Source organism: Haladaptatus litoreus (genome assembly GCF_900156425.1).
GTDB classification, from domain to species: domain Archaea; phylum Halobacteriota; class Halobacteria; order Halobacteriales; family Haladaptataceae; genus Haladaptatus; species Haladaptatus litoreus.
Genome location: NZ_FTNO01000004.1, coordinates 325,463 through 351,289 on the forward strand (window position 1 = coordinate 325,463; position 25,827 = coordinate 351,289).

The window sequence follows — 25,827 nt, forward strand, 5'->3', positions numbered from 1 at the left end:
ATTATACAGAGGTACTCCTCCGAAAGTGGTCACGACGAGATCGTCTAGCGGTGCTTATGGTTGCAGTGACAGTTGCATTCCTTGTTGGTACAACACTATTATTATCTGCAGCAAGTGCGCAGTCAGCGATGGTAGCCGGGGGAGATAATGACTCGATGATCGTCCAGCAATACGATTCATACAAGACTGCTCAAGGGAACAAGAGTGAAAACGAGCTTGTATTCCCGACAACGACAATCAGACAAAATGGAACAGAAAAGCGTGTCGTTGGTATTCCGGAAAACGCACCATCTGAATTCACGCATCTCTCTGTTTCGTGGAAGAATGCGACAATTCCGTCACCACCATCAGCTGGCTTCCGTGGCTCCGTTTCTGAACCAACACACCAACGATTTCAAACACAATCAAGCAAGAAAATTTCCAGACTAGTCGTCCCATATACGGAAGATAGCTCTATTTTTCCGCAGACGTGGTATGTTGGTAATGTTTCATCGGTGAAGTCGCTTGGCGAGACAGATGCATTTCTCGTTCAAACGACTACGGAAAAACAGGAACTGCCACAACAGGGGACGATGAGTCCCTCGCTTTTTTCATATTTCCTTGGAGGAATGCAGCAGATCTTTCAGACGCTATTTGTAGCGACAATCGGTGCTGGGATTCTAATTCTCGTTGTCATTCACAATATAACGATCATGAGTGTTCGGGACCGGCTGACCGAAATCGCAGTTATCCGATCGACCGGTGGCACTGCACGGCGGATTGTCGGGATATTTGCACTCCGAGCAGGTATCATAACTTTCGTTGGATCGATTTTGGGGTATGCAATTGGTGTAATTGCAATCCGAGCATTCGTGAATATCGCCATCTCGGTTGGGTTATCTGTTTCACTAAACCCGACTATCACAGCATCATCCGCACAGATCTTGCTGATAATCGTGGTTTTTCTAAGCGCCGTCGGAACGATTACAGGCGCTGTTGCAACCAGAAGCGTTGTATTGCCGCCACCATCACGGCTGTGGAAAACTACTGGTCGAACAATCTCAAAGCGGGCCCAATGGCTCCCAACAACTCAATTTCGATTACAGCCCCGACTTCTTTCATGGCGAACACTCATCCCCACGACAGCAACACTGACCGTCTTTGCTCTTATTGTGATTTTGTCAAGTTCGCTCGTTGGAGCGCTTGCACCACTGGCAACAACCTCAACGGGAACAGTAACCGAGCCGGAAGCACCATATCCGATGGCGAGTCGTATCGATAGTCAGTATGCATCTGAACTTCGAAACCAGGGACTAAGCGCAAGCCCAGAAATTATTGTAGCACAGGTTGCTGATGGAAAACCATATCTTGCGAGGGGAGCGAATTATACCGCATTTGCGGAAGTGTCGGATGCACGACTCTTAAAAGGCCATCCACCTCGCTCAGAGAGTCAGGCTGTGATCGGGCAGGATCTTGCGCAAACGCTGAACAAAACAATTGGAGAAACAATCATTATCGGTGGCAGTACATCGCCTGCGATGACACAGGTAATGATTGTTGGCGTATATCGTGCGCCAGGAATGCTTGATGACCAACTCGTCATCCCACTTCCCACAGCACATACACTCTCGACAAAACCCGGAACGGTTCATTTTATTCGGACAGCAGGTGGTACTCCAGATCAAGTGGTTGATGATCAAGGTAGAAACTTGGATAGTAATCGACAACATGAGAAGATACACATTACCAATGTCTCTGCTCCAGAAGCAGCAATTCTAGATCAACCAATCCCAATCTCGGCGACTGTCGAAAATACGGGTACAAATGTGCAGACCCGACAGGTGAGTATCTCGGTTGGAGATAAAACACAACGGCGTTCAGTTACCCTTCAATCAGGAGAGAAAACGCAGATTCAACTGAATATGAGTGTTTCTCGCCCAGGAAATCATACCGTAGAGGTCGGTCAATATTCACAGCCACTTCGGGTATACAAACATTCACCACTTGTCCTTCCGATCCTCCCAGAAAAAGCACCACCCGGATCACAGGTTGGAATTGCAGTGCAGACAATAACAGAGAAGAACATCTCAGGAGCAACCATATCGATTGCGGACACCACTCGAACAACGAACGAACAAGGGCTTGCGCTTATAACACTTCCAAGTGATCCGGGAACCTACGAGCTTACTGTACAAAAGGATGAACGAGTACATACATCACAGGTCAAGATTTCACCGAATGCTTCACGGCGGCTATTTGCGGATGTAGAAATTACGCCACAGCAAGGTAGTGTCTATACTACTCCAGAAGCGCGAATTCGCGTTGCAAATCCCTGGGGAACAGAGCTTACTCGCAACCTCTCTCTTGTAACTCCATTACAGACACACACGCAAACACGAACAATTCCAGCTTACAACCTAAGTGAAACACGAATAACACTTGATGAATCAACCGACTCAGAATCTGTGGAGCAATTTGCACCAGGGAAGTACACAGTACAGATCGTATCAAACGGGACGACACTTGCAAGCGACACGTATGTTATCGTCGGTGATGAACGAATTCGGTCAACACTTGCACAGAATACACAGTTTTCAGCTGGTAGTGGACTAGGCCAGGCAGTAGAGATGATGTTTGGAAATTTCAAATTATTGTTATTTGGGATGGTTGGCCTTGCTGGATTAACTACGATCGGAAGTACCACATCAACGTTTGCGCAAGTTGTCCATGCTCGACGCCGATCAATTGGTATCTATCGTGCTACTGGTGCAACCCAGTTACAACTACTTAGATTATTGCTCGGTGATGTAGTACGGTTATTAATCCCTGCCGCTATTATTGCTGTGCTTAGTGCGCTTGGAGCTGTATACTTAGTATCATTCAGTAGCTTGATGACAGTATTTGGAATACAGCTGCATGTGGCCGTGAATCCGTTTATGATCCTTGGTATTGGCGTAGGGGCACTTGTCTTGTCCTGTATCGGTGTAATTGTCGCTGTTGTACCATTTCTCACTGCAGAACCAACGGAATTACAATAGTATATTTATTACTTTTAACTTATTGTGAACATAATATGCCAAGTGACGATCATATTTGTAATAGGTTTGGGTAAATTATAAGTGTTAAGTTGTCTTACTCTTGTGTGAGGTAATAATGGGAGAGATATTCCATTAAACAATAATGATCAAAAATAAAATAGTGAGTATTTTCCTGGTTGGAATACTCCTCATATCGGCAATCGGCGTTGGGCAAGCAAGCCTGCCTACAAATGTAGAGAACAAAGAGAAAAAAGACAAACACCCACAACCGCAGAAGATCAATCTGCAGGTAGAACAGGTGACAGTTCACAATTGGTCATTCACAGTTGGACCAGATGACTCCGTGGATCGTACTGTGTTTGTTGACCCGGTTACTATTAAGGACAAGAAGTTTAAAGTCGATCTGAAGAAGCTCGGGAAATCGGGTGACATGTCCGATCTTGCGACCATGCCGGCGAAAAAACAGGCAGAGGCGTACGCGAAAAAGAATGTAGATACAAAAGAGGGGGAAACAGTTCGTATCTGCATTAGGAAAATCCACATTGAGAACGTGAATGTGATGGTGAAACTGCCGAAGCAGATGCCGAATTCGATGCAGACGTCTGAAACTCAGATGTCATCGATGGATTCGGACAAGCCCGGATACATGGTCACGATCAACAAACTGAGCATCGATAAATGGTCATTTGTTGTCGGCCCAAAAAAGAAAGCAGACGAAACCATCAAGCTCGGAGAGATTTCCGTTAAAGACCGCGTCATCCACGTTGATTCTTCGAACCCTGACGAAGAATCAGCAGCGGTAATGGACTCCATCGAAAAGCAAGTCAAACAAAAGATGGCCGAGAAAGGCGCGAAAAAGGGGCAAACATACCGAGTTATTGTCCAGAATGTTAACATAGAGAACGTTACGTTCGTCTTCGGGAATCCAGAGAACATCGATGTTCCGGAAGACCCAGAAGAGACGACAACTGAAGAGGACACTACGACGAGCGAGGAAGGAGACACAACCACAACGAGCGAAGAAGGAGACATGACCACAACGACGACCTCCAGTAGTGGATCCGATGGCGATAATGGAGACGACGGGTCAGAAACAACCAATGAGGAAGGAATGCCTGGATTTGGAATCGGGGTCGCTCTACTCGCACTACTTGGGGTTGGGTTCCTTGCAGCTCGCAGAGAACAATAGATAGCAACAAACATTTTGTTTTTCCGTTTTAGTGAGGTCGTCAGCGCGTCCTAATGAATTATTAGTTGTATCCCAAATCTCCGAACTTCACAGATAGGTCTCATTCGACTGCGATTAACCATTGTTTTTCAGATTCCTTCTGAGAAGTGAGAAATCATCTGGACATTTGCCATATTTATTTAAATAATAATCTAGAGAGGGTACAAAACTAATAAGTAGTCGACCTACAGCATCTACTGTATGAAAGCAATTGTTCTTGCAGGCGGATACGCAACACGATTGTGGCCAATCACCAAAAATCGGCCAAAGATGTTTCTTCCAGTAGGGGATTCAACCGTAATTGATCGAATATTCGCTGAACTTGAAACAGACGATCGAATTACGGAAGTGTTTGTGAGTACAAATGAACACTTTGCAGAGGATTTCCGTGAACATCTCGACCAGAGCGATTTTGAAAAACCAACGCTGTCGATTGAAGACACCACCAACGAAAACGAAAAATTTGGCGTTGTTGGAGCTCTTGCTCAGCTTGTAGATCGAGAAAACATTAGCGACGATCTGCTCGTTATTGCTGGCGATAATCTCATTAGCTTCGAAATCAGTGACTTTATCGATTATTTTGAGAAGCAGCAAGCAGCGACGCTCGCAGCGTATGATGTCGACAGCCGTGAACAGGCAAAATCGTATGGCCTCGTTGAGCTTGATGGAGAAGAGATCATTGATTTCCAAGAGAAGCCAGACAAGCCAAAGAGTACACTTGTTTCAATCGCGTGCTATGCATTCCCCCAAGCAACGGTGCCCTTGCTCGAGGAATATCTTGACGAAGATAACAACCCGGATGAGCCAGGTTGGTTCATTCAGTGGCTCCAATCACAAGAATCCGTATATGCATATACCTTTGATGAAGCATGGTTTGATATAGGCACGCCAGACAGCTATTTAGAAGCGGTTCAATGGGAGCTCGGAACAGAAAATTACATTGCCGATAGTGCTACTGTGAATGGAACAGATCTCGGAGAAAATGTCCATATAATGGCTAATGCCGAGATCGTTGACTCAACTATTTCTAATTCAATTGTTTTCCCAGATTCGACGATTGAGGGCGCTATTGTAGAAGATACGATTATCGATAAGGAAACAGAGATTCAAACAACGTCCCTGCGTAATGCGCTTATTGGTGCACATTCGATCATCAAACAATAGTAATATCACCGCTCATTTCGAATCATTCTGTGACAATTCATCTCTCTTATGAATGACGAGTTTTACTTTCTATTAGACTTATATGTGCTTGCAATTTCGATTGCTCTTTCAGCACTCTCGCGGGATAGCATATTCGTCGTGAATGTTGCCTGCTCGTATAGCTGTGTCAACTCATGCAGTTGCTCAAGTTGCCGGTCAGAGAAGCCCTTATCTTCGCACATTTGATAGAATTCCCAGTGGGTCTGTCCAGCTTCCGAAATCGAGTCATCAGCACTCAAGAAATGGCGACGGCCAGCAGCATAGGCCATTTCAATACTGGTCTGGAAGTTACCCTCTGTTACAGCAGTTTTTGCGCGATCGACCAATAGAGAGGTGGTTACTTCTGTAGTTATCACTTCCTCGTTAGTATCAGACTCGATTACAGCCTCCTCGATAAATTGCTCCGAATCGTCCACTTCTTCAGATTTAGAAAACCAATCCGATCGCTGAATTGCAAAGCCACTCATTGCAATAAAACTAAGAAGACCAACAATGCTAATCCAGATTAAAGCTGAGCCATCAAATAACGATTCAGAATCGAATTGAACGGTAAGGCCAGCATTCGACGGGTTCAGACTGGTTTGATTGCCTGCATAGGCCGCAGAAAGACGAAGCTGCGATTTGTCCTTCTTCTCTGCAAGCTTGGGAGGGAGGTGAATTTGTGTGTTGTATGTGCCGTTTCTATCGGTCTTTGCTGTTCCAATCTGTGACCCATTATGTCGAAATACAACCGTTTCATTTGGAATCGCGACTCCAGCAGCCGTTGTCAAATTCCCCTGAACAGAGATATTGCGGTGATCAAATGCTTGCCCCGTGAGGTTTATCCGTGTGTTTGTCGGTTGTACGGTAAGTGGTGCACTTGTTGTCGTTGATGCAAGTGCTCGATCACGAAGCGGTACTGTAGCGGAAATCTGTTTTTGACCGTGCAAAACGGATTTAGGAAGTGGCTCAGAAAGAGTAAATCGACCATCTGAATCAGTTTTCACTACGCCAAGCACGGTTTGCCCACTCCTTATTACGACAGGAACACCATTCGCACTAACATCTTCTACATGAACTCGTCCGCTCACTGTGACAGATTTTTTGAACTGAGCGCGTTTCGAGCTTTGAAAGAGAGTAATTGTTGGATCAACCTGTTGTATATCTGTCTGGATAGTGTCATTTGATCCAAGATAAATTGACGATGCATTAGGGACGTGTCGAACCATCACCGATTGCTCGCCAAGTGGGAGCAGTGTCGGGCGGCCCAGAAAGGAAAACTCACCATCCTCATCTGTTGTTGTATTATTCACTCGTCCGTTGCCCAATTGTATTTGAACTGTCTCATTTTCGAGTGCAGTCCCGTTTTCATCTACAAGTTCGCCACTCACAATGATTGGATCTATAAATGAAGACTCGGACGATTCGTCCGAAGCTGAAAGTTCTGTCTGAGTGAATTCAGCTGCTCGGATTTCTGCTTGCTGATCAGAAATATTCGAGTTGATATTCTCGACCGTATCGGTTTCCGCAGTGAAATTCGCATCGGTGGAGTTAGAAAGGTTCTGATAGTTTTGCGTTAGATCTTGGCCGTTTCTCTGTATTTGATTAGATGAATTTTCGAGTTGTCGAGCTAGCTCACGAGCTTTTTCATCGTTTCCATTTTGTTTAGCTTGTTGATATTCATTATATGTCTGACGATATTCGCTAACGTTGTCAGCATAGTTTTCCTGGTTATTTTGTGCATTTTTGAACTGTTTGGCACGTTTGTCATCTTTTGTGCCTTCAGTTCGACCAGAAACTTCGACATATTTTGATAGCAAATTATTATATCGATCGCCAACTACAGAACGAGCTGATTGATACTCACTTTGACTGAGCTTAGCAGTGCTATCTCCGAGACGAGAACTTAATTGACCGGCCATCCACTGCTCAAGCTCAGATAGCTCTTCTTCAGATTGAACCTTTGATGGATCTTGATGGCGTGGCTGACTGGAATTATTTGGCGTTGTTGTTCCTGCGGTTTGTTGTGCAGCCAATGGAGTGGAAATACTATTTTGTGTATGACCAGTATCGTGCGCAAGGGAAGCACCAAGTGCAGGGGCTGAAAGGCTAGTAACACCCAAGAAGATAAGGAGTAAGACTAGTTTTGGGTGAGTGGAAATTTGGGCCATAGTTTCCGTTAATGAGATCGTATGGAAAATACCTTTCCTTTAGAAATCCCATAATCAGAGGGCAAAGAAATTAGACAGAAATGAGTGAACAAAGTGAACCAAGGAATGTTCCAGATATTTTGGCAAATAAAATAGAGTAGTGTGGTTATGCACTATATGAGAAGTTAGTAATAAGCGCATAATCAAGGGAAATCAAAGACTTCTATCGAATAGCCTGTGGACAACTAAGTAACTAGTGCTGGACGTCAAAGTATGTCGCAAGCAAGCGTACTTGACCAGAATGTAGATGAAATTTTTGAAGAGCTGTTCGACGAAACGAGCGAGCCAATATTGATTGTGAATCCAAGCGACTCGCAACTTAAGACCACAATCACAACGGCCGTTGAATACGGAGATGAACTCCCGGAACTACGGATCATTGCAAGAGAGCAATTAGTTAAAGAGATGACAGAGGATTTCATAACGACGAGCGAGGCAGTAGACCTCATCCAGCAAGACAAACTATCTGTGCGGGTCGCCGAAGATGTCAACAGAAGCTCGATGGTGATCCTAGAAGATGCTGTTATTTCACTCCTCCAGCTTGACGGCCGGACAGAGGGAATGCGTACGGAAGACGAAGATCTTGTTGAAAGGGCTCGTGACACATTGATGACAGTGTGGGAAAACTCCGATGACTTCTCCTTCCGTACACCAGCTCTTTCAGAAGTAGAAGAAACGTTAGAAGAAGAAATCGGATCAGAAACGAAAGAAGACTTTATGACAGTTATTGAAAGTCGTGATGAAATTCAAAGTTCAAGCAGTCTTGATGAAGTCTCTATCAGTCTCCTAATTGCAGCAAAGAATGAAATATTGCTTTATGATATTAGCAAATGGGGAGAGGATGTCGGCGTTGCAAGCAAAGCGACATTTTCTCGAACAAAAACGCAATTAGAAGACCTTGGCATAATTGATACAGAAAAAGTACCAATCGATGTTGGTCGACCACGACTTCGCTTGAAACTGGTAGATGAGTCAATGACAGAGATGAGTGCTGACGAGATGGTCGAGGAAATAGAGCAAGAGGTCTCGGCGTGACATCCTCCCTGTCGTAAACGACGGGGCTTTCCACACCCACCAATGGGCGGTTCGGTGGTCTCTTAGGGGTCGCACCCCGACGAGGTGCTGGCTATGTCACGGAGCCGTTACTCCTATCTCGTCCGGAGAACGGACGGGACTCGGAGGTACGTGGTTGTTTTGTGTCGGTCTACGTGTCCGAGGGCTTACGTATTTGATTTCGGCTTTCACCGTGGCAAACACCGAGTCAACTGCCAGTTTTCGGACTGTCGATGACCGAAGGGTGCTACCATTCGGTTCGACACCGAGAAATACGCGGGGAGAGCACCTGAGGTTTTACCGTACAGTGAAAGTAACCAAAGACGGCGATTCATCCCCGCCCGCAAGGGCGTGGTATTCTCGCCTGAAATTCTATCAACTAGTCTGCGCGTTGGAGGTAGGCATCCTATTTCCATGACGCGTTTTGCAGAAGCCCATATGGTTTCTGTCGGGAGCGTAGTTTCTACAGGATTGATTTGAAGCGTCCCGCTTCAACGTTCTTCAACCCACGAATCAGAATGTTGTATATCGTGCTCCAGTCTCTGTCCGCTGTCAATCCGCCCGGAGGACACGAACGTTCACGGGTCTACAATGAAGCAATTATTTAACAGGTAGAATACTCATTCCTCAACGAAGTGAGACTTAGCCCCTTTCATCTGCTATATTTATTAATGACAGGTATGAATCAATTTGGATAGGGTAGGACACACCCTACTTATTGAAAGAGTGGTTCTAATACAATAGATTAACGTTATCGGTTTCCATATCTTCAAGCATGAAACCAACGCGCCGCTTTTGGGCTGGAGTCGGGGTAGTTTGTTTCCTCGCAGGTGGTGCATGGATTCTCAAGACCCCACTGCTTCTCATCGGTGCAGGCGGAATTGGAGCAATTCTTCTGTCTTCACAATTCGTATTCCTATTGTCTGTTTTAGAGATTAAGGATAGCTTAGAGATTTCACAACGGCCTGTTCAAAGCCAAGTTTCAGAACAGTCTGATGTCGATGTAGTAATTCATGGGAGCCTCCCGAAACCAACGACGGTTGAAATACAGATTGAAGCTCAGCCACCAAAAATTGCCACTGGGATTAGATCGAGTGATCTCACGGCTACCGTTGCAATTGATGAAAGCGAAACACAAACTACGGCGACGTTTCATTGTCCCATCGCGACACGCTTGCAATTTCGCATGCCGACAGTTACGTTGACAGATCGAGCCGGATTCTTTCAGTCTTCATTTGAACATGGGTCAACCGCCACAGTAACGGTGACACCAAATCGCGTTGAATCAGCTGAAATCGGTGCTGATGGACAACATCAATTATCTAGTCTTGGAGAGCATAAACATGGAGAGCGAGGAACAGGACTTGAACCTGCTGAAGTTCGTCAATACGTACCAGGAGACACTGCTCAGCGTATCGATTGGAAAGTAACAGCACGACTTTCAACCCCCCACGTCCGCGATTTTGAAGCAGAGGCCGAGCTACAAACATATCTATTCATGGATCACCGCCAGTCCATGTTTGCAGGATCAGCAGAAACAACGAAATACGACTTCGCACGAGAAGTTGCGTTGCAATATATTACACATGCTCGCACCGCAAGTGAATCACTGGGGCTTACGGTCATAACCGATGATCAAGTAGTCGATTTTCCGCCGAAGGCAACACCCAATCACTTTATTCGGCTACAGAATTATCTGTATGATCAAACATCAGCGGACACGAAAGGCACACATTCGAACGCACAATTCCCCATTGAGCAATTAACAGCGGCAAATAGCAAATCTCAACAGCTTCAATCACGTTCCTCACTCTTTGCAAAGCAATTGTTCCCCTTGCTAAATACGAAAGGTACACGCATACAGCGCGTGAAAGAAGATCCGCTTTACCAAGCAGTGAGATCACAGCTAAAGAGTAAGACGGGGATCGTCCAAGCAGTACTCGTTACCGATGATTCAAACCGAGTTGAAGTGTATGAAACGGTGAAATTAGCGCGACAATGGAGTGATTCTGTTACCCTCTTTTTGATTCCATCCGTATTGTTTGAGGAAGGGAGTATTGCAGAGGTCGAGGACGCCTATCAACGCTATCTTGATTTTGGACAGCTCCAACAGTCACTGAGCCAGCTTGATGGAGTCTCTGTCTTTGAAGTTGGTCCAAAAGAACGGCTAGAGAATATCCCAGCAGAGAGCCAGCAGTCATCGGAACAACAGGTACTACAGTAAGTTAATCAAACAATGAATTGGAATACAACATGGATTAGTGCGCTCGGAATTGGAACAACAGTCTGTATGCTCACTCTCGCTCACGGGATCCCCGGAGTGATTGCTGGTGGATTACTTGTGGTCTTTTGGTTCGCTGGCCCAATGCTATATGCCGTTGGATATGGACAGATCGCAGTCAGTGCATTGTTTTCGCTCGATGGTCTTCTCTCTCAACTTGTGCTTGCTGAGCTCGGTCTGTTCTATGCACTTCTTGTCCCAAATATGGTGCTAGATCATCCGTCAAAACGGTTGATAGCTGCAATCATCGGCATGATTCTGTTAGTTGGTGGGATACTACTCGGCATTACATGGGAGATTGATGAAGGCGAGATCGGTATTGTTTTACTCTGCGTTCTTGGGATAATTGCATATAGTATGCATCGATACGAACGGGTAGCTGTCGGCGCAGTTGAGGGTGCACATGAGTAAACAAGAACAGACGCTACGCGACGATCAAAAAAACCGTTCAGACCAAACTGTAACAAAGTCAGAGCTTGAAGACCTGCAGGCTCAACTCGATATTTTAGTGGAGGAAAATACTCGGCTTCGAACAGCCTATCGACGATCCAAACAAGTCGAGTATCGTAATACTGCCCTTGGACTCGCCGCTATTGGTCTTATTTGTGGCCTTGGCGCATTCCTATTTCCGGAGTCCCAAACCGTTCTTTTAGCGCTGGCTGGCTGTGGTGGCTTCGGTGCGATTCTCACCTATTACTTAACACCCGAGCAGGTCGTACCAGCATCAATTGGTGAGCGAACGTATTCTGCTTTTGCAACAACGTATGAAGCCCTCAGTGCCGAACTTGGACTTCAAGATACAACCATCTATGTCCCCAATAGTGGAGCATCACCGCAATCGTTTGCCGATATTCGGTTGTTTCGCCCGCAACACGCACGGTACCAACTTCCAAATACGGACGCGCTCAGCTCTGTGCTTGTCGTCACAGAAAATGAGTTAGAACATGGGCTGTCACTATATCCCTCTGGTGCTGCATTACTCACTGAATTCGAGAAGATGACGGGTGATCTTCCATCGGAGCTTGATGACTTAGCTGGCCAGCTTGCTGAAACATTGACTCACGGATTCGAATTAGTAGATAACGCCAGTGTTGAAAACATAGAACCCGGACAACAAATTACAGTCAGTATTGCAGGTAGTACCTACGGTTCAATCACGCGATTGGACCATCCAGTTTCGTCATTTCTTGGCTCAGGCCTTGCTGATCAGTTGCAAGAACCAGTAACGGTCGAAGCAGTCGAGGTCGAAGATGAACGGAGTGATTATTTAGTCACCTGTTCGTGGGGTGAAGGAAACAAAGATACATAACAAAGGAACTGAAAATACAGTTTCTCGACACGGATAGTTCGTTTGACCCCAATTGTTGGTCCACCATTTTATTATGAGTACTCGGATATTGGGACAGTCCACAGACGTGGCACAGAAGGCATTTGTCGGCGCCTCTCTACTCCGTTTGCTCCGTTCACTCCATAAGGGGACTTACCGCCTGCAATTCAGCTAAACGACAAGCTTGTAGTCTATTTGAACTATGGTTGAAAGGAACGAAGCACGTCAATCGGAAAAGCTGGGAAATCTGGGAAATCTGGGAAAACCAGCAAAATCAGCAAAATAAATTTTGCTAGTTTTGCTATCAAAATCCCATTAGCGAACCACTGTCCGCACCTTTATGAACTGATGTACTTACAGGAGAATATAGAAAACGAGAGCGTTCAATTAATGCGGTAATTGATTCTGTATTTCAGTATCAGTTCTATCCTCTGCTTTGAACTCGGTGCCGGAATCACTTCCAGGAGGCGTAACCGAATTCAGGATCTCTTCAATAATAGAATCAGGTGTTTGATCAGCCAACTCTGATTCAGAACTGAGAACAATACGATGACGCAAAACGGGCATCGCTAGCTGTTTAATATCGTCTGGAATAACATAATTACGCCCATGGATCGCTGCACGGGCTTTCGACGCCTTTAGCAATGCAATTGTAGCTCGTGGTGACCCCCCATGTTTAACGTCGCTGTGCGTTCTCGTTGCAGCAATCAAATCTCGAAGATAGTGTCTTGCTTCTTCAGCGATGTGAACCTGATCAACTACCGATCGTGCAGCAGTCAGGTCTTCCAGCGTGATCGCTTGTGAGATCTGTGATGGATTGAGATTCGGCTGTGAATCAAATCGATCAATCAATGCGAGTTCCGTCTCTTCATCAGGTAACTCAACAGTGAGTTTGAGCTGAAAACGATCTCGCTGTGCTTCTGGAAGTTGGTACGTTCCTTCCATTTCGATCGGATTTTGTGTTGCCACCACCATGAACGGAGTCGGCAACGGTAACGTGTCCCCTTCAATTGTGACATTGCGCTCTTCCATTGCTTCTAAGAGCGCGCTTTGTGTTTTTGGTGTTGCCCGGTTGATTTCGTCAGCAATAACGAGATTCGAGAAAACCGGTCCTTTTTGTAATTCGAATTCACCGGTCGATTCTCGATAAATATGTGTTCCAGTAATGTCAGCGGGAAGCAAATCAGGAGTCAGTTGTATTCGAGTTGACTCAATACCCGCTGCACGGGCGAACAGATTTGCAATTGTTGTCTTTGCAACGCCAGGAACGCCTTCCAATAAAACATGACCCTGTGTAAGAAGTGAAATGGAGAGGCCCTCAATAATATCTTCATTGCCAAGAAGGACGGTATCGACTTCATTGATGATTTGATCATGGATCGCTGCGGGCGAAGTCATTGGTATCGTTTTCGAACCAGATATCTTAAATCAATTGGAAGCAGAACAGTGACATCCTCACCCGCCCTAAAGGGCGGGGCTTCCTACAAGGGAATTCCGGTCTGCTAATCAATTTCCAATATGATTTGCCAAAAATATACCAATCAGATGTATTTTCAAGAGATAGACACACAGCTAGTTCAGTGAAAGTTAACATATTCGCAATTAATAAAAAACAACAATAAAGAATTAGTATTGCACTCTCTAATCATAGCACAATGTCTGAATCTCGGGAAGAGCTCTTACAAAAGGTAAATGAGAAGTTAGCTGTCCAAGCTACTACACAGGAGGGTCGGGAACTCGCTGGATTGTTGCACGCGACAATTCAAACACTTGGTGAAGAGATTGACTCATTAGAAGAGCAATTGGATGATGCCAAAAATCAATTGGAAGAAGTCGAAGGTAGTGAACAAAAACGGAAATGGTACTCGGATCGGTAACCAACTCCTGACGTAGATTCGGGGAAAAATCCGTCTTTCAGGGCGGGAGATGAATCCGACACCGTATTCAGCAACTGCCGACGATAGCAAGCTTAGATATTCCACGAACGCGAAGATTAAGCGTCTTCCCACTGTTTTTCTACTACCGACGTTCCCTCGTTGGCGAACACGGTTTTTGACCGCACCAATGCTTTTCATCCACTCGCCGTGTAGTAAGAAAATCAATGCTCACTCCACCAAGTCCTGGCCTACGGGTCGTCTGACGCTACTGGTGGTACCCAGCAGTCTGAATACCCTGTCGTGGAGGGATGGACGGCATTCCGTCCCGGTGACACGCCCATTGAACATGGGTGGGAAGGCCGCTTTGACACGACTCTACGCATTATAAACCACGTCCTCGGTCAGAATTGGACGAGACCTATTGAGGGAAGACGCGAAAGCGTCCTTCGTTCCCGAGGAAACGCACAACCGTAATTTCCTCTTCGAGGGATCCTCGCTGTTTACGGCGGGCGAGGATGTCATAAAAGGAGACGGGTGGCCAGGAACGTTGTAACGGATTCTAATTTCGGCTCTGATGAATATGCGAAATTTTTTGCCAGAGCTGTAGCCCAGGCAATCCATCACGAATCCAAAAGACAATCGCGACAACGACTAAAAGAAGTTGAAATGCAAAAAACCCGGTGAATTCAATACTTGTGAAATGGGCAACGAAGCTTGGAGTTGTTTCATATGACGGTGTAGAAAGAACTGGCCACAAAAGAAAGTTTGCGTAGGCAGTTTCACCCTCTAATAGTGGGAGAGCTGCATCTGCAAGTAGGTGGGAGAGATATCCAATCGTAAAAGCAAGCCAAATATCGCGATGGTTTGTTTTTTGAGAGAAATAATAGAGACATCCGAGCAGAAGAGCAGCAAAAAAGAGAGAATGAGTAAGCGATCGACCTGTAGGGAGAATCCCGAACGTCCAGGCAAGTGGCTTGTCAATTATATCCGGGAATTGCGTACCAAGAGCAAGAACAAAAACGGGTATTGCTGTAGGTCGGTTCTGTAATTGGATTGAACAATAACCGGAATAGAGCAAGTAACCTGCTGCAAGATGTCCCCAGGGCCACATAGGTACGACCACGCAATCCGCTTTGTTAGCTTCTTCGCACTTCGTTTGAAAAACCGATACTTTAGTAAGCCTACTTTCGTTAGTTCAATTAAATGCCGACACAGCAGAGCCGCCAATTTATTCATTATCAGCTCATGTGGATGCTTGGGGCGCTCGTTATTCTTTCAGTTCTGCAGGCGCTCACCCTCGAGCTATTCTTCGTTATTTCACTAATCGGTTTACTCATTATGATAGAGCTAACTGCACCAATCTATGTTACACCACAATGGCGCCGTCGCCTCAAATGGTTAATCGGGCTTGGTTTACTGGTATTTGCATATATTGTCATTCGCCGAATACTTGCAATCCTACCACCGGGAGTGATTTGAAGAATGAAGTCACCCCGTACGTGGGACAGACCACAAATGATACTTGCCGTATTCACTGGTATTGCTCTGATCGCCTTGGTCACAGCTGCAAGTACATCAGCTGCATCATTTGGTATTTACAACTCCGCTTGGGATGGGAGTTCAAAGCTCAGTGCTGAAGCAGAAGCTACAGGCGCGGCAGTCACTGTCGCACGAGATGTCGAAGAGTATGACTCTGTCCCGCCAAACGAAACAATCGCGTTTATTCTATCTCCAGATAAACCATACAATCCATCTACACGCCAAAATCTCCAACAATTCGTTCAAAATGGTGGAACACTTGTTATTGCGGAGGACTTTGGTACGCATTCAAATCCGCTTGTGCAGTCATTAGGTGTTAATGCGCGGTTCGATGGGCATCTCATTCGTGATGACCGGTATAACTATCAGTCACCGGCAATGCCCGTCGCCCGTAATGTTGAAAATCACTCATATACAGAAAATGTCTCAGCGCTCACGCTGAATCATGGGACTGCGATCCAGACCCAGAATGGGAGTGCAATAGTACAATCATCAGGATACGCGTATCTCGATACAACATCGAACTCAAAGCTTGACAATAATGAAACGATTGCTAATCATTCAGTTGTCACAACGCATTCAGTTGGGCAGGGACAAGTTGTCTTAGTAAGTGATCCCAGTGTATTCATTAATTCTATGCTCGAACGGTCGGGGAACAAGGAATTTGTTCACAACCTTGTCAGTACGCATGAGAACGTTCTGTTAGACACGTCACATACAAAACAGCTCCCGCCTCTTATGGCAGCTGTACTGTTTATTCGTAATTCTGCAGCAGTACAGATTCTTTTTGGAGGTAGTGGAATCTTTGGACTTATTGTATGGGGGTTCCATGCGGAGAAAATAAAGTCGCGATTACCAAACAGAGCCGACCCAAAACATCGACGATCACATAAGATGGATGCTAAAGCAATGAGTTCATATCTTCAACAAAAGCATCCGGAATGGGAACAAGAGCGAACTGAACGAGTAGTTACGTCACTCCAAAATCAGTACCAAGAAGAATGAGTTAGAATTGGATAACATTCCAAATACCATGGATTTATTTTGTTGCTCTCTATAACATCGTCTATGTCAAATATTTTCATCGAGAATATTATCGGGATGGATGTTTCAAGTACTAATGGAGTCGCAATTGGAAGACTAACAAATATTACGATGAACTTCAAAACAGGACAGTTGTCAAATTTAGTCATCAATCCAAATGAAGGATCGGACGTATACAACCAAGAATGGACAAATGAAAACGGAACTATTCAAATACCAATTACAAAAGTGAAGGCGGTAAACGACCATGTTTTGGTAGAAATAGATGATCTCAAACAATTCAAGTCATAGTCTTTATGATAGTAGGCAGGGCCATATAATCAAATATCTCTCTTAAGAAAGAATACTAAATTGGATTGAGTTGGTTATCGGATTTTCAGGTTGCTCATACCTTTGGGTGTGACGACAGTCAAATAGTTCAGTAACAACTGAATGGGGTACCGATGGACACTTTGTACACAGTGGTCACGCCGTGACAGGCTAACAATTGTTGTTATTGCGGTAGCCATTGCGTTTCTTGTCGGAACAACGCTCCTCTTAGTTACCGCAAGCAATCAAACAACAGCACGGTCCTCAGAGTATACCAATTCGATGGATGCAACATATTATACTTCATACTCTGATGCGGCGACATCGGCTGGGAACGATGATATCCTTCTTCCTGCCGCCACTGTAAAGCAGAACGGGACAACACAGTATGTAATCGGGATTCCAAAAAAGACACCACGTGTACTTGAAAATCTCTCTGTTTCTTGGCGAACAGCTCGAATCCCTCCAGCACCGTCAAACGCTTCCCTCAAAGGACCCGTTGCGACGCAAGCACATCAGAAATTCAAGGGGGCGAATTCAACGCAGACACTGTCCGTATCACCATATAGTTCGAGTGATTCAATCTTTCCACAAACATGGTATATCGGTGATCCATCGACGGTTCGCTCATTAGGTGTTACAGGCGGATATATTATCGAAACATCACCAGATGAGTCTGATAGTTCAACTCGATCCCTAGATGTCGGAACAGTCAGTCCATCAGTATATCAATATTTTACTGTTGGAATGGAGGAAGTGCTTTATCTTCTTGGGTTTGCTACCATTGGCGGAAGTATACTCACCCTCATTATTGTGTATAATATCACTCGAATGAGCGTTCGTGATCGATTGCAAGCTATCGAAGTAATCCGTTCAACCGGAGGCAATCCACGGCAGATATACACAATATTCGGGGTCAGAGCTGGGTTACTTACAGCAACGGGAATTGCACTCGGCTATGCACTTGGAGTCATACTTACAAGAGTAGTCATAAATATCGCAATTAGTGTTGGACTTCCGATCTCACTAGATCCAACCGTCACACCACAGGTGCTCAAAATAATTCTTCCAAGCCTCTTTCTTCTCTTTCTTGTTGGGATTGGTGCTGGCATTCTTGCCGTGCGGCCGGCGATTATTACACCGCCTGCTCGACTCCAACAAGCCTTTAATTCGATAGCAGATAGAGAAATTGGTAATGGGTTAAAATCAGACGTCGTAGAATTTGCTGATACAACGATCCTCGAATGGCGAGCTTTTCTTCCTGCTACGACCGTTCTCACCATTTTTGTCCTGATCATTATCCTCGTCGGAGCACTTGTTGGAACCCTTGCACCGCTTGCAGCCACAGAAGGAGGAACAGTTACGGAACCAAACGCAGAGTATCCAATGGCAAGTCGAATCGATACTGGATATGCTGACTTACTTCGAAACCAGGGTGTAACTGCAAGTCCCGAGATCCTCATTGCACAAGTTCGCAATGGTCAACCATATCTTGCCCGTGGAGCAAACTATAGTTCGTTTGCAGCGGTATCAAATGCAACATTAACAGCCGGCCGAACGCCGAATACAAAACACGAAGCCGTGATTGGTCGTGATCTCGCTCAGACTTTGAACATCAATCTCGGAGAACGAATTACGCTTGGAGGTGCGACGTCACCAGCTTTTACCCACGTAACCGTCGTTGGGACATTTAAAGCAAAAGGAATACAAGATGACCAACTTATCGTCCCACTCGCGTCTGCTCACGATCTTTCAACAAAGCCTGGGATTGTTCATTTCATTCGTACTGATGGGACCGGAACCCAACTAACAGATTCAACACAAACCAGGGCGAATAAAATTGCCATTAGTGGCGTCTCTGCACCGTCTTCGACGGTGGCTGGACAGCCTTTATCAGTCAATATATCGGTTCAGAATCTTGGTCAGACAAGACAAACTCGGGAAGTGATAGCATCGATTGGAAATACCACCCGATCACGAACGGTGACGCTTGATCAGAATGAGCAGCGTGATGTGACAATAAATCTCACAGTACAGAACCTCGGAAATCACACCCTTCGTGTTGGTACATATTCACAGCAAGTAACCGTCTATCGACGTGCACCATTCGCTATCCCACCACTACCTGAAACTGCACCTCCGAACGCAAAGATGATGATTCCAGTTCAAACTGTGAATGGAGACAATGTTTCTGCTGCTACCGTTCAGATTGATAATCATACTAATCAGACGACTCAAAATGGGCTTGCAATGGTTCGCATGCCAGACCAAGAGGGCGTTTACAATCTTACTATTCAAAAAGGAGATCGAGTCAATACATCACAAATTCGTGTTACTGCCGATGCAGTTCCACAACCAATAGCAACGGTCGACGTCTCTCCAAAGACTGCAGGTGTATTCACACAGCCAACAGCGTCAGTGACTCTCGTCAATCCCTGGGATCGAACAATAACGCGGGAGATCGCATTTGTAACACCAGCAAAGACAATCACACAGACAATCACACTTGAGCCATTTGGCATGGCAGAACAATCCATGGAATTCGGTGATACAACAGAGAAAACAATGCCTGGCAAATATCCTGTTCAGGTCGTATCAAACGGAGAACAACTATCATCTGTTACGTATACTGTCCATGGTGATGACAGGCTGTTTTCTACACTTTCACACGATACTCAATATTCCCGTGGTTCAGGTTTGGGACAGGCAATCAAAGGAGTATTCGGTAATTTCGATTTACTACTGCTCACAATGGCTGTATTAGCAGGCATGACTGCAATTGGTGGGACAACAGCGACATTCGCACAAGCAGTCCACGCCCGTCGCCGAACAGTAGGTGTGTATCGGGCGACCGGGGCAACACGATGGCAAGTGCTTCGTCCTCTCTTAGCAGATGTATTTCGGATTTCAATTCCTGCCATCAGTATTGCGCTTATTGCCGGTCTCACAACCGTTCGCGTACTCTCTCATTTCGGCTTGTTCACTATCTTCGGATTTCGGCTTTCAACACAAATACCACTTTCAACCATCGCTCTTGCTGTCGGTAGTGCTCTTGTACTAATGTGTCTTAGCGCGATCATTGCTGCTGTACCGTATCTGTATGCCCCGCCGGCAGTAGTACAGAAGGGAAACGATTCCAAGACACAGACTCGGATTGGTGAGAACAAGAAGATGACCAGCGAGAGCAGATATAATTCGGTACGTCATCCCCCCAAATATGGAGATGATTAGGGAGGAAACTTAGTATGATACAGCACGAACATCCAGTAATGTCAGAGAACGTATTAGAGGCTGAATCAATCCGTGTTGTACGTGGGGATCAAGAGATCATCTCTGATGCATCACTATCTGTTCCTGCAAATACACAAATTTTAGTTCAAGGCCCAAGTGGCGCTGGTAAAACAACATTATTCAACATTCTTGGCCTTCTCGATGTGCCAACGAGTGGAACTGTACGAATCGCAAATGAAGAAACAGCAGCTCTCTCGGAGCGAAAGCGAGCACGGCTTCGTCGAGAAACAATTGGATTCATTTTCCAGGATTTCCAACTCATTGACGACCTAACTGCCTGGGAGAATGCGGCACTCCCCCAAGATCATGCCGGAGAGCGAGACGAAGAGTGGCTTCAAACGTTGTTTACGGAGCTCGAAATTGCTGACCGCGCTGATCAGTACCCAGCAACCCTCAGCGGTGGTGAAAAACAACGTGTCGCAATTGCTCGGGCACTAGCGAATCGACCGGATATTGTACTCGCCGACGAACCGACCGGACAACTTGACCCAACTACAACCACACAAGTGCTGGATCTCCTGTTCCGATTACAGGATACTACAGATACTTCATTAGTAGTCATTAGCCACGATATGCAATTGCAACCACGATTCGACACTATTGTTCGACTTGAAGATGGAACTATTCACGATCACGAACCGAAAACAGAAGCTAAACCAAGTATCGATACATGACATCCTCCCCGGCGTGAACGCCGGGGTTTCCCGGTACCGCGTTGGGATATTAGGGTTCGCGGTCCACGACCTGTTCTCGCGGGGCGAAAGCACCCTCGCTACGGTCGAACAGGTGGACCGCTGGCTGTGCCATCCAGCCGTTATCCCTATCTCCCCCATCATAGGGGAGATTCGGGAGTACCTTTCGTCTGATATTCTCGGCCCCGTTAACGTCGGCGTTGGAGACGGTACCACAGCCGTCACAGACGTACAACCCGCGTTCGATGCGCTGATTTCCGTCCTTCGTCCCACAGGCGGAACACGTCTTTGAGGTATCATGCTCGGACTTCCGAACGACTTCGATACTTTCGACCTCGGCTTTGTATTTGAGCATCGACGCGAATCGGTCGAACGCCGGAGTGAAAGTGAATATCCGACCGGCCACCGACGGTAGTTGCGGAATAGAGCTTACGCGATTCACGCCCGCCCTTCGGCTTTCGGCCTCAGGACGGGATTCTCTCGCTGTTGAGAGATAGTCACTGTCTAACCAGATAACATGGAAATAGCTGCTAATATGAGGAATATAATAGCAAGTAGACGTGCAGTTTCCGGTGGCAGCTCATCGATGCCGTACGCACCAATACTATAGACAAGAACCGCGAGAATGACAAACAGAATTGCTAATTCAAAGAGAGCCATATTACCATCTCCATATGAGAATTATCTCATTAGGTAATCTTACCATCGTCCGTGCTACTTTCTGCAACATTGTAGATCTCAGTTATAGGAACGCACCCAGTGAACTTTATTATTCATTTTGGAAGTCGATAACATCTGTAGAACCATCATAAAGAGATATTTCGGGATTCGACGAGCACAGACAGCACAAAAAGTACCGTGAATTCAACTGGTGAGAACCTTTTTAACCACTTCTGGGTCTTCAAGGAGTCGGTGTTCAGTATAGCTACCTTCTGCACTTCCTCCACTCTGTCGAGCTTGTTCAATAACATCTAAAAACGCTTGTTCACGAAGGAGGTCACGAACGCGTCGAGTTGAGAGTGGATCGCTATCCATTTGCCGACAGACTTGTTCATAGATTTCGTAAACTCGGCTCGTTCGAAACGCATCTACGCCTGGATTTTCGAGCGAAAGGATAGCAAGTGCTTGGAGCGCGTATTTCGAGTGCGGTGTTGCGCCCCGAATTAACTCTCGAAAACGGTCATTTTCGGCTCGTTCACGCGCCTTTTTGACGTACTCTTCTCGAACTGTATCAGCGCTTTCCGTTTGGGCGAGTTCTCCTGCATACCGAAGAATGTCGATTGCTTTGCGTGCGTCCCCGTGTTCTTGAGCGGCCTGTGCAGCTGCAAGTGGAATCGTTCCTGGTTCGAGAACGCCTTCTTTAAATGCATCACTTCGGGCTTCCATAATAGCACGTAGCTGATTTGCGTCATATGGTGGAAAGACAAACTCTCGCTCACAAAGACTCGATTTGACGCGTTCGTCCATCCGATCTTTATATTTGATTTTGTTGCTAATGCCAATAACGCCCAGTTTACAACGCTCGAGTTTTCCTGCTTCTCCCGCACGCGAAAGCTGCATCAGAATATCGTCATTCTCTAATTTATCGATCTCGTCAAGGATGATAATGACTACATCGTACAACTCATCAAGAATTCGCCACAGACGTTTGTAGTATGTAGAAGTTGAAATCCCCTTATCGGGAATAGAAACTTCGGTTTCCGAGCAATTGATTGCACTCGCGATTGTTTGAACAGCCTGCGTTTCGGTACTGTCCTGTGCACAATCCACATAGGCGACACCGACGATAACTCCTTCTTCGTCTGCTTCATCAACGAGGCGGCGAGAAACGTGTTTTGCACAGAGTGATTTTCCAGTTCCTGTTTTCCCATACAGTAAGACGTTACTTGGTGATTGGCTGAACAGCGCAGGATTGAGCGCGTTCGCGAGTGCGGAGATCTCGTCATCCCGTCCGACAATGCGTCCGTGAGCAGGGAGGTGGTTAATTTCAAGGAGCTCCTTTTTCTCGAAAATGAGATCCTCTCGGGAAAAGAGATCGTTCGGATTGACGTCGCTCATAGACACCACGTTTCCAGTGAAATCTCTTTACTGTTCCGGGAATTCCCGTAACCAATAATAACCAGTGACTCTGGAAAACGGATAACGTGAACTGCCTCGGGGTCAAGCCCCGAGGCTTCCCGTGGTTTAGTAGGACACTCCCACTCAACCATCGGCTTGATAGCCTCGGACGGTCGGATGGGTCACGGTCGGGGCGTCCACAGCCCCCGATGCCTGCCGTCGCACCTTCCGAACAACGGGAAGGCTGTTGAGAGCAGGCACATTCCAATCGAGTTTCTTCAGGCCTTTCACGGCGATGTTGACGCTTGCACCTCGGTCGCTGTGGTCTTGATGCCCACAGCCCCGACACTTGAACCGCTTCTTGTTGCGATTCGCTCGCTCCGTATGCCCGCACGTCGGACACCGCTGGCTGGTGTACTCGGGATTAATCCACACGGTCGGAATCCCCTCGAACGACGCCTTGTACGACGTATAGAACTGAAGGGCGCGGAACGGGAGGTGGTGCAAGCGCCGATTCATCCGCGTTCCGTAGTCGATACTGTCGCGCATCTCTTTGAGGTCTTCAAAGACGATGCACGGCTTCTCGAACTGACGGCCCCACTCCACGATGTGCCGAGACACTTTGTGGAGTCGGTCGCGGACAAACCGTTCCTCACACCCTTCGAGCGTGTCGTGAATACTGTCCTTCCCCGCGTTCTGGACGCGCTTTCGCATCGTGAAGTAGCGGTGACGCTCGAACTTGATTTCGGGGAAGTCGATGACCAACGTGCCCTCAACGCCGTCTTCGGAGAGTGCAGCAAGGGCCACGTTGTCCTCGTTCACGTCCACGCCGATGACCGTCCGTGAGTCCTGCTTATCTCGAACGGTCTGTTCGGTGTTGGTGACATTGACGTGCAACTCGGAGTTCTCGTTGTGGAACAGGGCTTCCGCCGTCCCAATCTTCCACTCGCCGCTTTCGAGTGCGGTCTTGAGGACTTCGAGGTGGGCGTCACTCCCTTTGAGGACGCCCTTGACGTGCTTGTACGGCTTCGCGCTGATGCGGAACGCCACATCGCCGTCGTCGGCGAGCGACAGGTTGTACCCCTCCTCGTAGTTCGCACGAAGCGGGTACGCGCCGTCCTTGGTGTGACTCGGGAGTCCGAAGTCGTCGTACTCATAGTAGTTTTCCATCGCACCGATTGCCTTTGCAACGACGCGCTGAGTTGTGTTCTTCACGAGGTTGGCATCATCAGCCACCCGGTCGGGAATCACGTCCCAGTCTACGCCTTCTTTGGCAAGACGGATGGTTTCGTTGTACACTGAGCGGGCTTCGAGCGTGGCCTCGTACAACAGGCCCTCGTTGTCACTCTGAATATCGAGTTGGAAGTCCAGAGTCTTGACGAGGGCCTGTGAGTCGGTCATTCTTTGTCTTGCTCGGTGGGTTCTGAGGTTCGGACGACTTTCACGTCGGCCCCGCGCCAGCGTTTGGGGACGGTGACGTGGGCGCTGTTCCCGAACGGTTTGACCTCTCCGTCGAGAACTTCCTCGCCGTCGATTTCAAAACGGTTCGACATACAAAGGTATATCCTTTGTATATACTTAATTGTGTTGGTGTTGTGGTGTTGATATGGGCGAGAAGCGGTCAAACCACACCGTGTACAACGTCAACTACCACTTCGTGTGATGTCCGAAATACCGCCACGCACTTCTCGAACCAATCGAGGATTCGCTGGAAGGGAGTTTTGGAGACGTGTGCAACGAGTACGACTACGAGATACTGTCACTCCACATCTCACCCGACCACGTACACTTGTTTCTCTCTGCTCATCCGAAGCACGCGCCGAGCGAGATTGTACGGACAGTCAAGAGCATCACGGCTCGGGAGATGTGGGAACAGCACGAACCATACTTGGAAAGGTATCTGTGGGGCGGTGGCTCCTGGGAACGGTCGTACTACATCGGAACGGCAGGAACAGTTTCAACCGATACGATTGAACGGTATATCGAACGGACAGAACACGTCTAAGTGTCGGCTTCACCCTCGGGGTCAAGCCCCGAGGCACTCGCCTTGTTCCCTCTGTAGAATTTGGAGAAGATCGGTGAGACACACACCACGTTTCCAGTGAAATGATGGAAAAAGGTGAGCAAAGTTGTGAGAACACGGTTGCTTTTGCCGCTTTTTGTCTCAGGTGGTAAACGCAATGAGCAAGGAGTATCGTATGTTATTTATAGTATTACCACGTAAAAGTCCATTAACTTAATCACAATTAATACAACCCGTGACCTTGTCACGGGGTCTTGTAGTGATTTGCACACGAACCCAAGGAGACAGCACCTAATTCGTGGTCCATTCCAAATATTTTAGAACATAGTTTCGATATGAGTTCTTTGCGTAATTCACTACGAGTACTAGTTCAATTCCTGTCTATAGAGTAGAATATTCTGCTGGTACTGCCATCTTTAAACAGCGAGGGAATCCCGGCTTTTAGGCCGGGGTAGATGACACGCCTGTTTGAGGAACAGAGACCACGTTTCCAGTGAAATTCGGGTGTAGAAGAGTACTGGGCTCCAATCTCTTCCAGGGGGACACCTCGTTTCCAGTGAAATTCACTGTCCTTCACAGTCTATCTCTCATTAATGCCACCAACTCATTTCTTTTCTCTGTCATAAATATCCGGGAAATTCTATAACGGTAATACTACGAATGGAAGATGATTTGTAAATCCATGGGTATGTCTTG

Annotated in this window: 19 protein-coding genes and 2 pseudogenes; 14 read left to right on the forward strand and 7 right to left on the reverse strand. The window is 46.6% G+C overall.

What is annotated here, in order from left to right; translation table 11 throughout:
• Nucleotides 1-56 precede the first annotated feature (56 nt).
• The 3 genes from BW974_RS17740 to BW974_RS17750 all read left to right on the forward strand — a co-directional run bounded on the left by BW974_RS17740 (nucleotide 57) and on the right by BW974_RS17750 (nucleotide 5,409).
• Nucleotides 57-3,017: an ABC transporter permease gene (locus BW974_RS17740; RefSeq protein ID WP_175609734.1), complete on the forward strand. Its 2,961-nt coding sequence runs from the start codon at nucleotides 57-59 to the stop codon at nucleotides 3,015-3,017.
• Between the two features lie 142 nt (nucleotides 3,018-3,159).
• A complete protein-coding gene (locus BW974_RS17745; protein ID WP_076431569.1) occupies nucleotides 3,160-4,206 on the forward strand; it encodes a PGF-CTERM sorting domain-containing protein in 1,047 nt (348 codons plus the stop codon).
• A 240-nt stretch (nucleotides 4,207-4,446) separates the two neighbouring features.
• Nucleotides 4,447-5,409, forward strand: a complete 963-nt coding sequence (locus BW974_RS17750) for a nucleotidyltransferase family protein (RefSeq protein WP_076431570.1) — start codon at nucleotides 4,447-4,449, stop codon at nucleotides 5,407-5,409.
• A 62-nt stretch (nucleotides 5,410-5,471) separates the two neighbouring features.
• Here the strand turns inward: BW974_RS17750 and BW974_RS24875 are convergent, their stop codons facing one another.
• On the reverse strand, nucleotides 5,472-7,598 hold the full coding sequence (locus tag BW974_RS24875) for a carboxypeptidase-like regulatory domain-containing protein (RefSeq protein WP_139328927.1): 2,127 nt from the start codon (nucleotides 7,596-7,598) through the stop codon (nucleotides 5,472-5,474).
• Between the two features lie 252 nt (nucleotides 7,599-7,850).
• Here BW974_RS24875 and tbsP point away from each other — a divergent pair, with 252 nt between their 5' ends.
• From tbsP to BW974_RS17775, 4 genes are all read left to right on the forward strand, one after another.
• On the forward strand, nucleotides 7,851-8,672 hold the full coding sequence (gene tbsP, locus BW974_RS17760; protein ID WP_076431572.1) for a transcriptional regulator TbsP: 822 nt from the start codon (nucleotides 7,851-7,853) through the stop codon (nucleotides 8,670-8,672).
• Between the two features lie 793 nt (nucleotides 8,673-9,465).
• A complete protein-coding gene (locus BW974_RS17765; RefSeq protein ID WP_076431573.1) occupies nucleotides 9,466-10,914 on the forward strand; it encodes a DUF58 domain-containing protein in 1,449 nt (482 codons plus the stop codon).
• Nucleotides 10,915-10,980: 66 nt separating this feature from the next.
• Nucleotides 10,981-11,382 (forward strand): DUF8163 family membrane protein, encoded by a 402-nt coding sequence (locus tag BW974_RS17770; RefSeq protein ID WP_076431574.1) that lies wholly within the window; start codon nucleotides 10,981-10,983, stop codon nucleotides 11,380-11,382.
• Nucleotides 11,375-12,280, forward strand: a complete 906-nt coding sequence (locus BW974_RS17775) for a DUF7982 domain-containing protein (RefSeq protein ID WP_076431575.1) — start codon at nucleotides 11,375-11,377, stop codon at nucleotides 12,278-12,280. Before BW974_RS17770 ends, BW974_RS17775 begins: the two co-directional genes overlap by 8 nt.
• A 405-nt stretch (nucleotides 12,281-12,685) precedes the next feature.
• Here BW974_RS17775 and BW974_RS17780 read toward each other — a convergent pair whose 3' ends face one another.
• Complete coding sequence (locus BW974_RS17780; protein ID WP_076431576.1) at nucleotides 12,686-13,696, reverse strand: AAA family ATPase; 1,011 nt, start codon at nucleotides 13,694-13,696, stop codon at nucleotides 12,686-12,688.
• Between the two features lie 257 nt (nucleotides 13,697-13,953).
• Between BW974_RS17780 and BW974_RS17785 the strand changes: the two genes are divergently transcribed.
• Complete coding sequence (locus tag BW974_RS17785) at nucleotides 13,954-14,175, forward strand: DUF5320 domain-containing protein (protein ID WP_076431577.1); 222 nt, start codon at nucleotides 13,954-13,956, stop codon at nucleotides 14,173-14,175.
• 559 nt (nucleotides 14,176-14,734) lie between these two features.
• Here the strand turns inward: BW974_RS17785 and BW974_RS17790 are convergent.
• Nucleotides 14,735-15,286, reverse strand: coding sequence for a metal-dependent hydrolase (locus BW974_RS17790; protein WP_076431578.1), 552 nt, complete (start codon nucleotides 15,284-15,286; stop codon nucleotides 14,735-14,737).
• A 92-nt stretch (nucleotides 15,287-15,378) separates the two neighbouring features.
• Between BW974_RS17790 and BW974_RS17795 the strand changes: the two genes are divergently transcribed.
• The 5 genes from BW974_RS17795 (at nucleotide 15,379) to BW974_RS17815 (ending at nucleotide 21,032) form a co-directional block, all read left to right on the forward strand.
• Entirely contained in the window at nucleotides 15,379-15,654 is a 276-nt protein-coding gene (locus BW974_RS17795) for a DUF8044 family membrane protein (protein ID WP_076431579.1), read from the forward strand.
• 36 nt (nucleotides 15,655-15,690) lie between these two features.
• Nucleotides 15,691-16,719, forward strand: a complete 1,029-nt coding sequence (locus BW974_RS24885; RefSeq protein WP_139328928.1) for a DUF4350 domain-containing protein — start codon at nucleotides 15,691-15,693, stop codon at nucleotides 16,717-16,719.
• 63 nt (nucleotides 16,720-16,782) lie between these two features.
• Nucleotides 16,783-17,049 (forward strand): PRC-barrel domain-containing protein, encoded by a 267-nt coding sequence (locus tag BW974_RS17805; protein WP_076431581.1) that lies wholly within the window; start codon nucleotides 16,783-16,785, stop codon nucleotides 17,047-17,049.
• 300 nt (nucleotides 17,050-17,349) lie between these two features.
• Nucleotides 17,350-20,298, forward strand: a complete 2,949-nt coding sequence (locus BW974_RS17810; RefSeq protein WP_175609735.1) for an ABC transporter permease — start codon at nucleotides 17,350-17,352, stop codon at nucleotides 20,296-20,298.
• 38 nt (nucleotides 20,299-20,336) lie between these two features.
• Entirely contained in the window at nucleotides 20,337-21,032 is a 696-nt protein-coding gene (locus BW974_RS17815) for an ABC transporter ATP-binding protein (protein WP_076431583.1), read from the forward strand.
• Between the two features lie 49 nt (nucleotides 21,033-21,081).
• On the opposite strand, the pseudogene BW974_RS17820 reads toward BW974_RS17815, so the two are convergent.
• The 4 genes and pseudogenes from BW974_RS17820 to BW974_RS17835 all read right to left on the reverse strand — a co-directional run.
• A pseudogene (locus BW974_RS17820) lies at nucleotides 21,082-21,426 on the reverse strand (zinc ribbon domain-containing protein); the annotation flags it as partial.
• Between the two features lie 488 nt (nucleotides 21,427-21,914).
• Entirely contained in the window at nucleotides 21,915-23,108 is a 1,194-nt protein-coding gene (locus BW974_RS17825) for an orc1/cdc6 family replication initiation protein (RefSeq protein WP_076431584.1), read from the reverse strand.
• A gap of 144 nt (nucleotides 23,109-23,252) precedes the next feature.
• The gene (locus tag BW974_RS17830) at nucleotides 23,253-24,509 is read right to left on the reverse strand and encodes an RNA-guided endonuclease InsQ/TnpB family protein (protein ID WP_076431585.1); all 1,257 of its coding nucleotides are present in this window, start codon (nucleotides 24,507-24,509) and stop codon (nucleotides 23,253-23,255) included.
• Nucleotides 24,506-24,661 (reverse strand): DUF2080 family transposase-associated protein, encoded by a 156-nt coding sequence (locus tag BW974_RS17835; RefSeq protein ID WP_076431586.1) that lies wholly within the window; start codon nucleotides 24,659-24,661, stop codon nucleotides 24,506-24,508. Before BW974_RS17835 ends, BW974_RS17830 begins: the two co-directional genes overlap by 4 nt.
• Nucleotides 24,662-24,714: 53 nt before the next feature.
• Here BW974_RS17835 and tnpA point away from each other — a divergent pair.
• A pseudogene (gene tnpA / locus BW974_RS17840) lies at nucleotides 24,715-25,113 on the forward strand (IS200/IS605 family transposase).
• The last annotated feature ends 714 nt before the right edge of the window (nucleotides 25,114-25,827 follow it).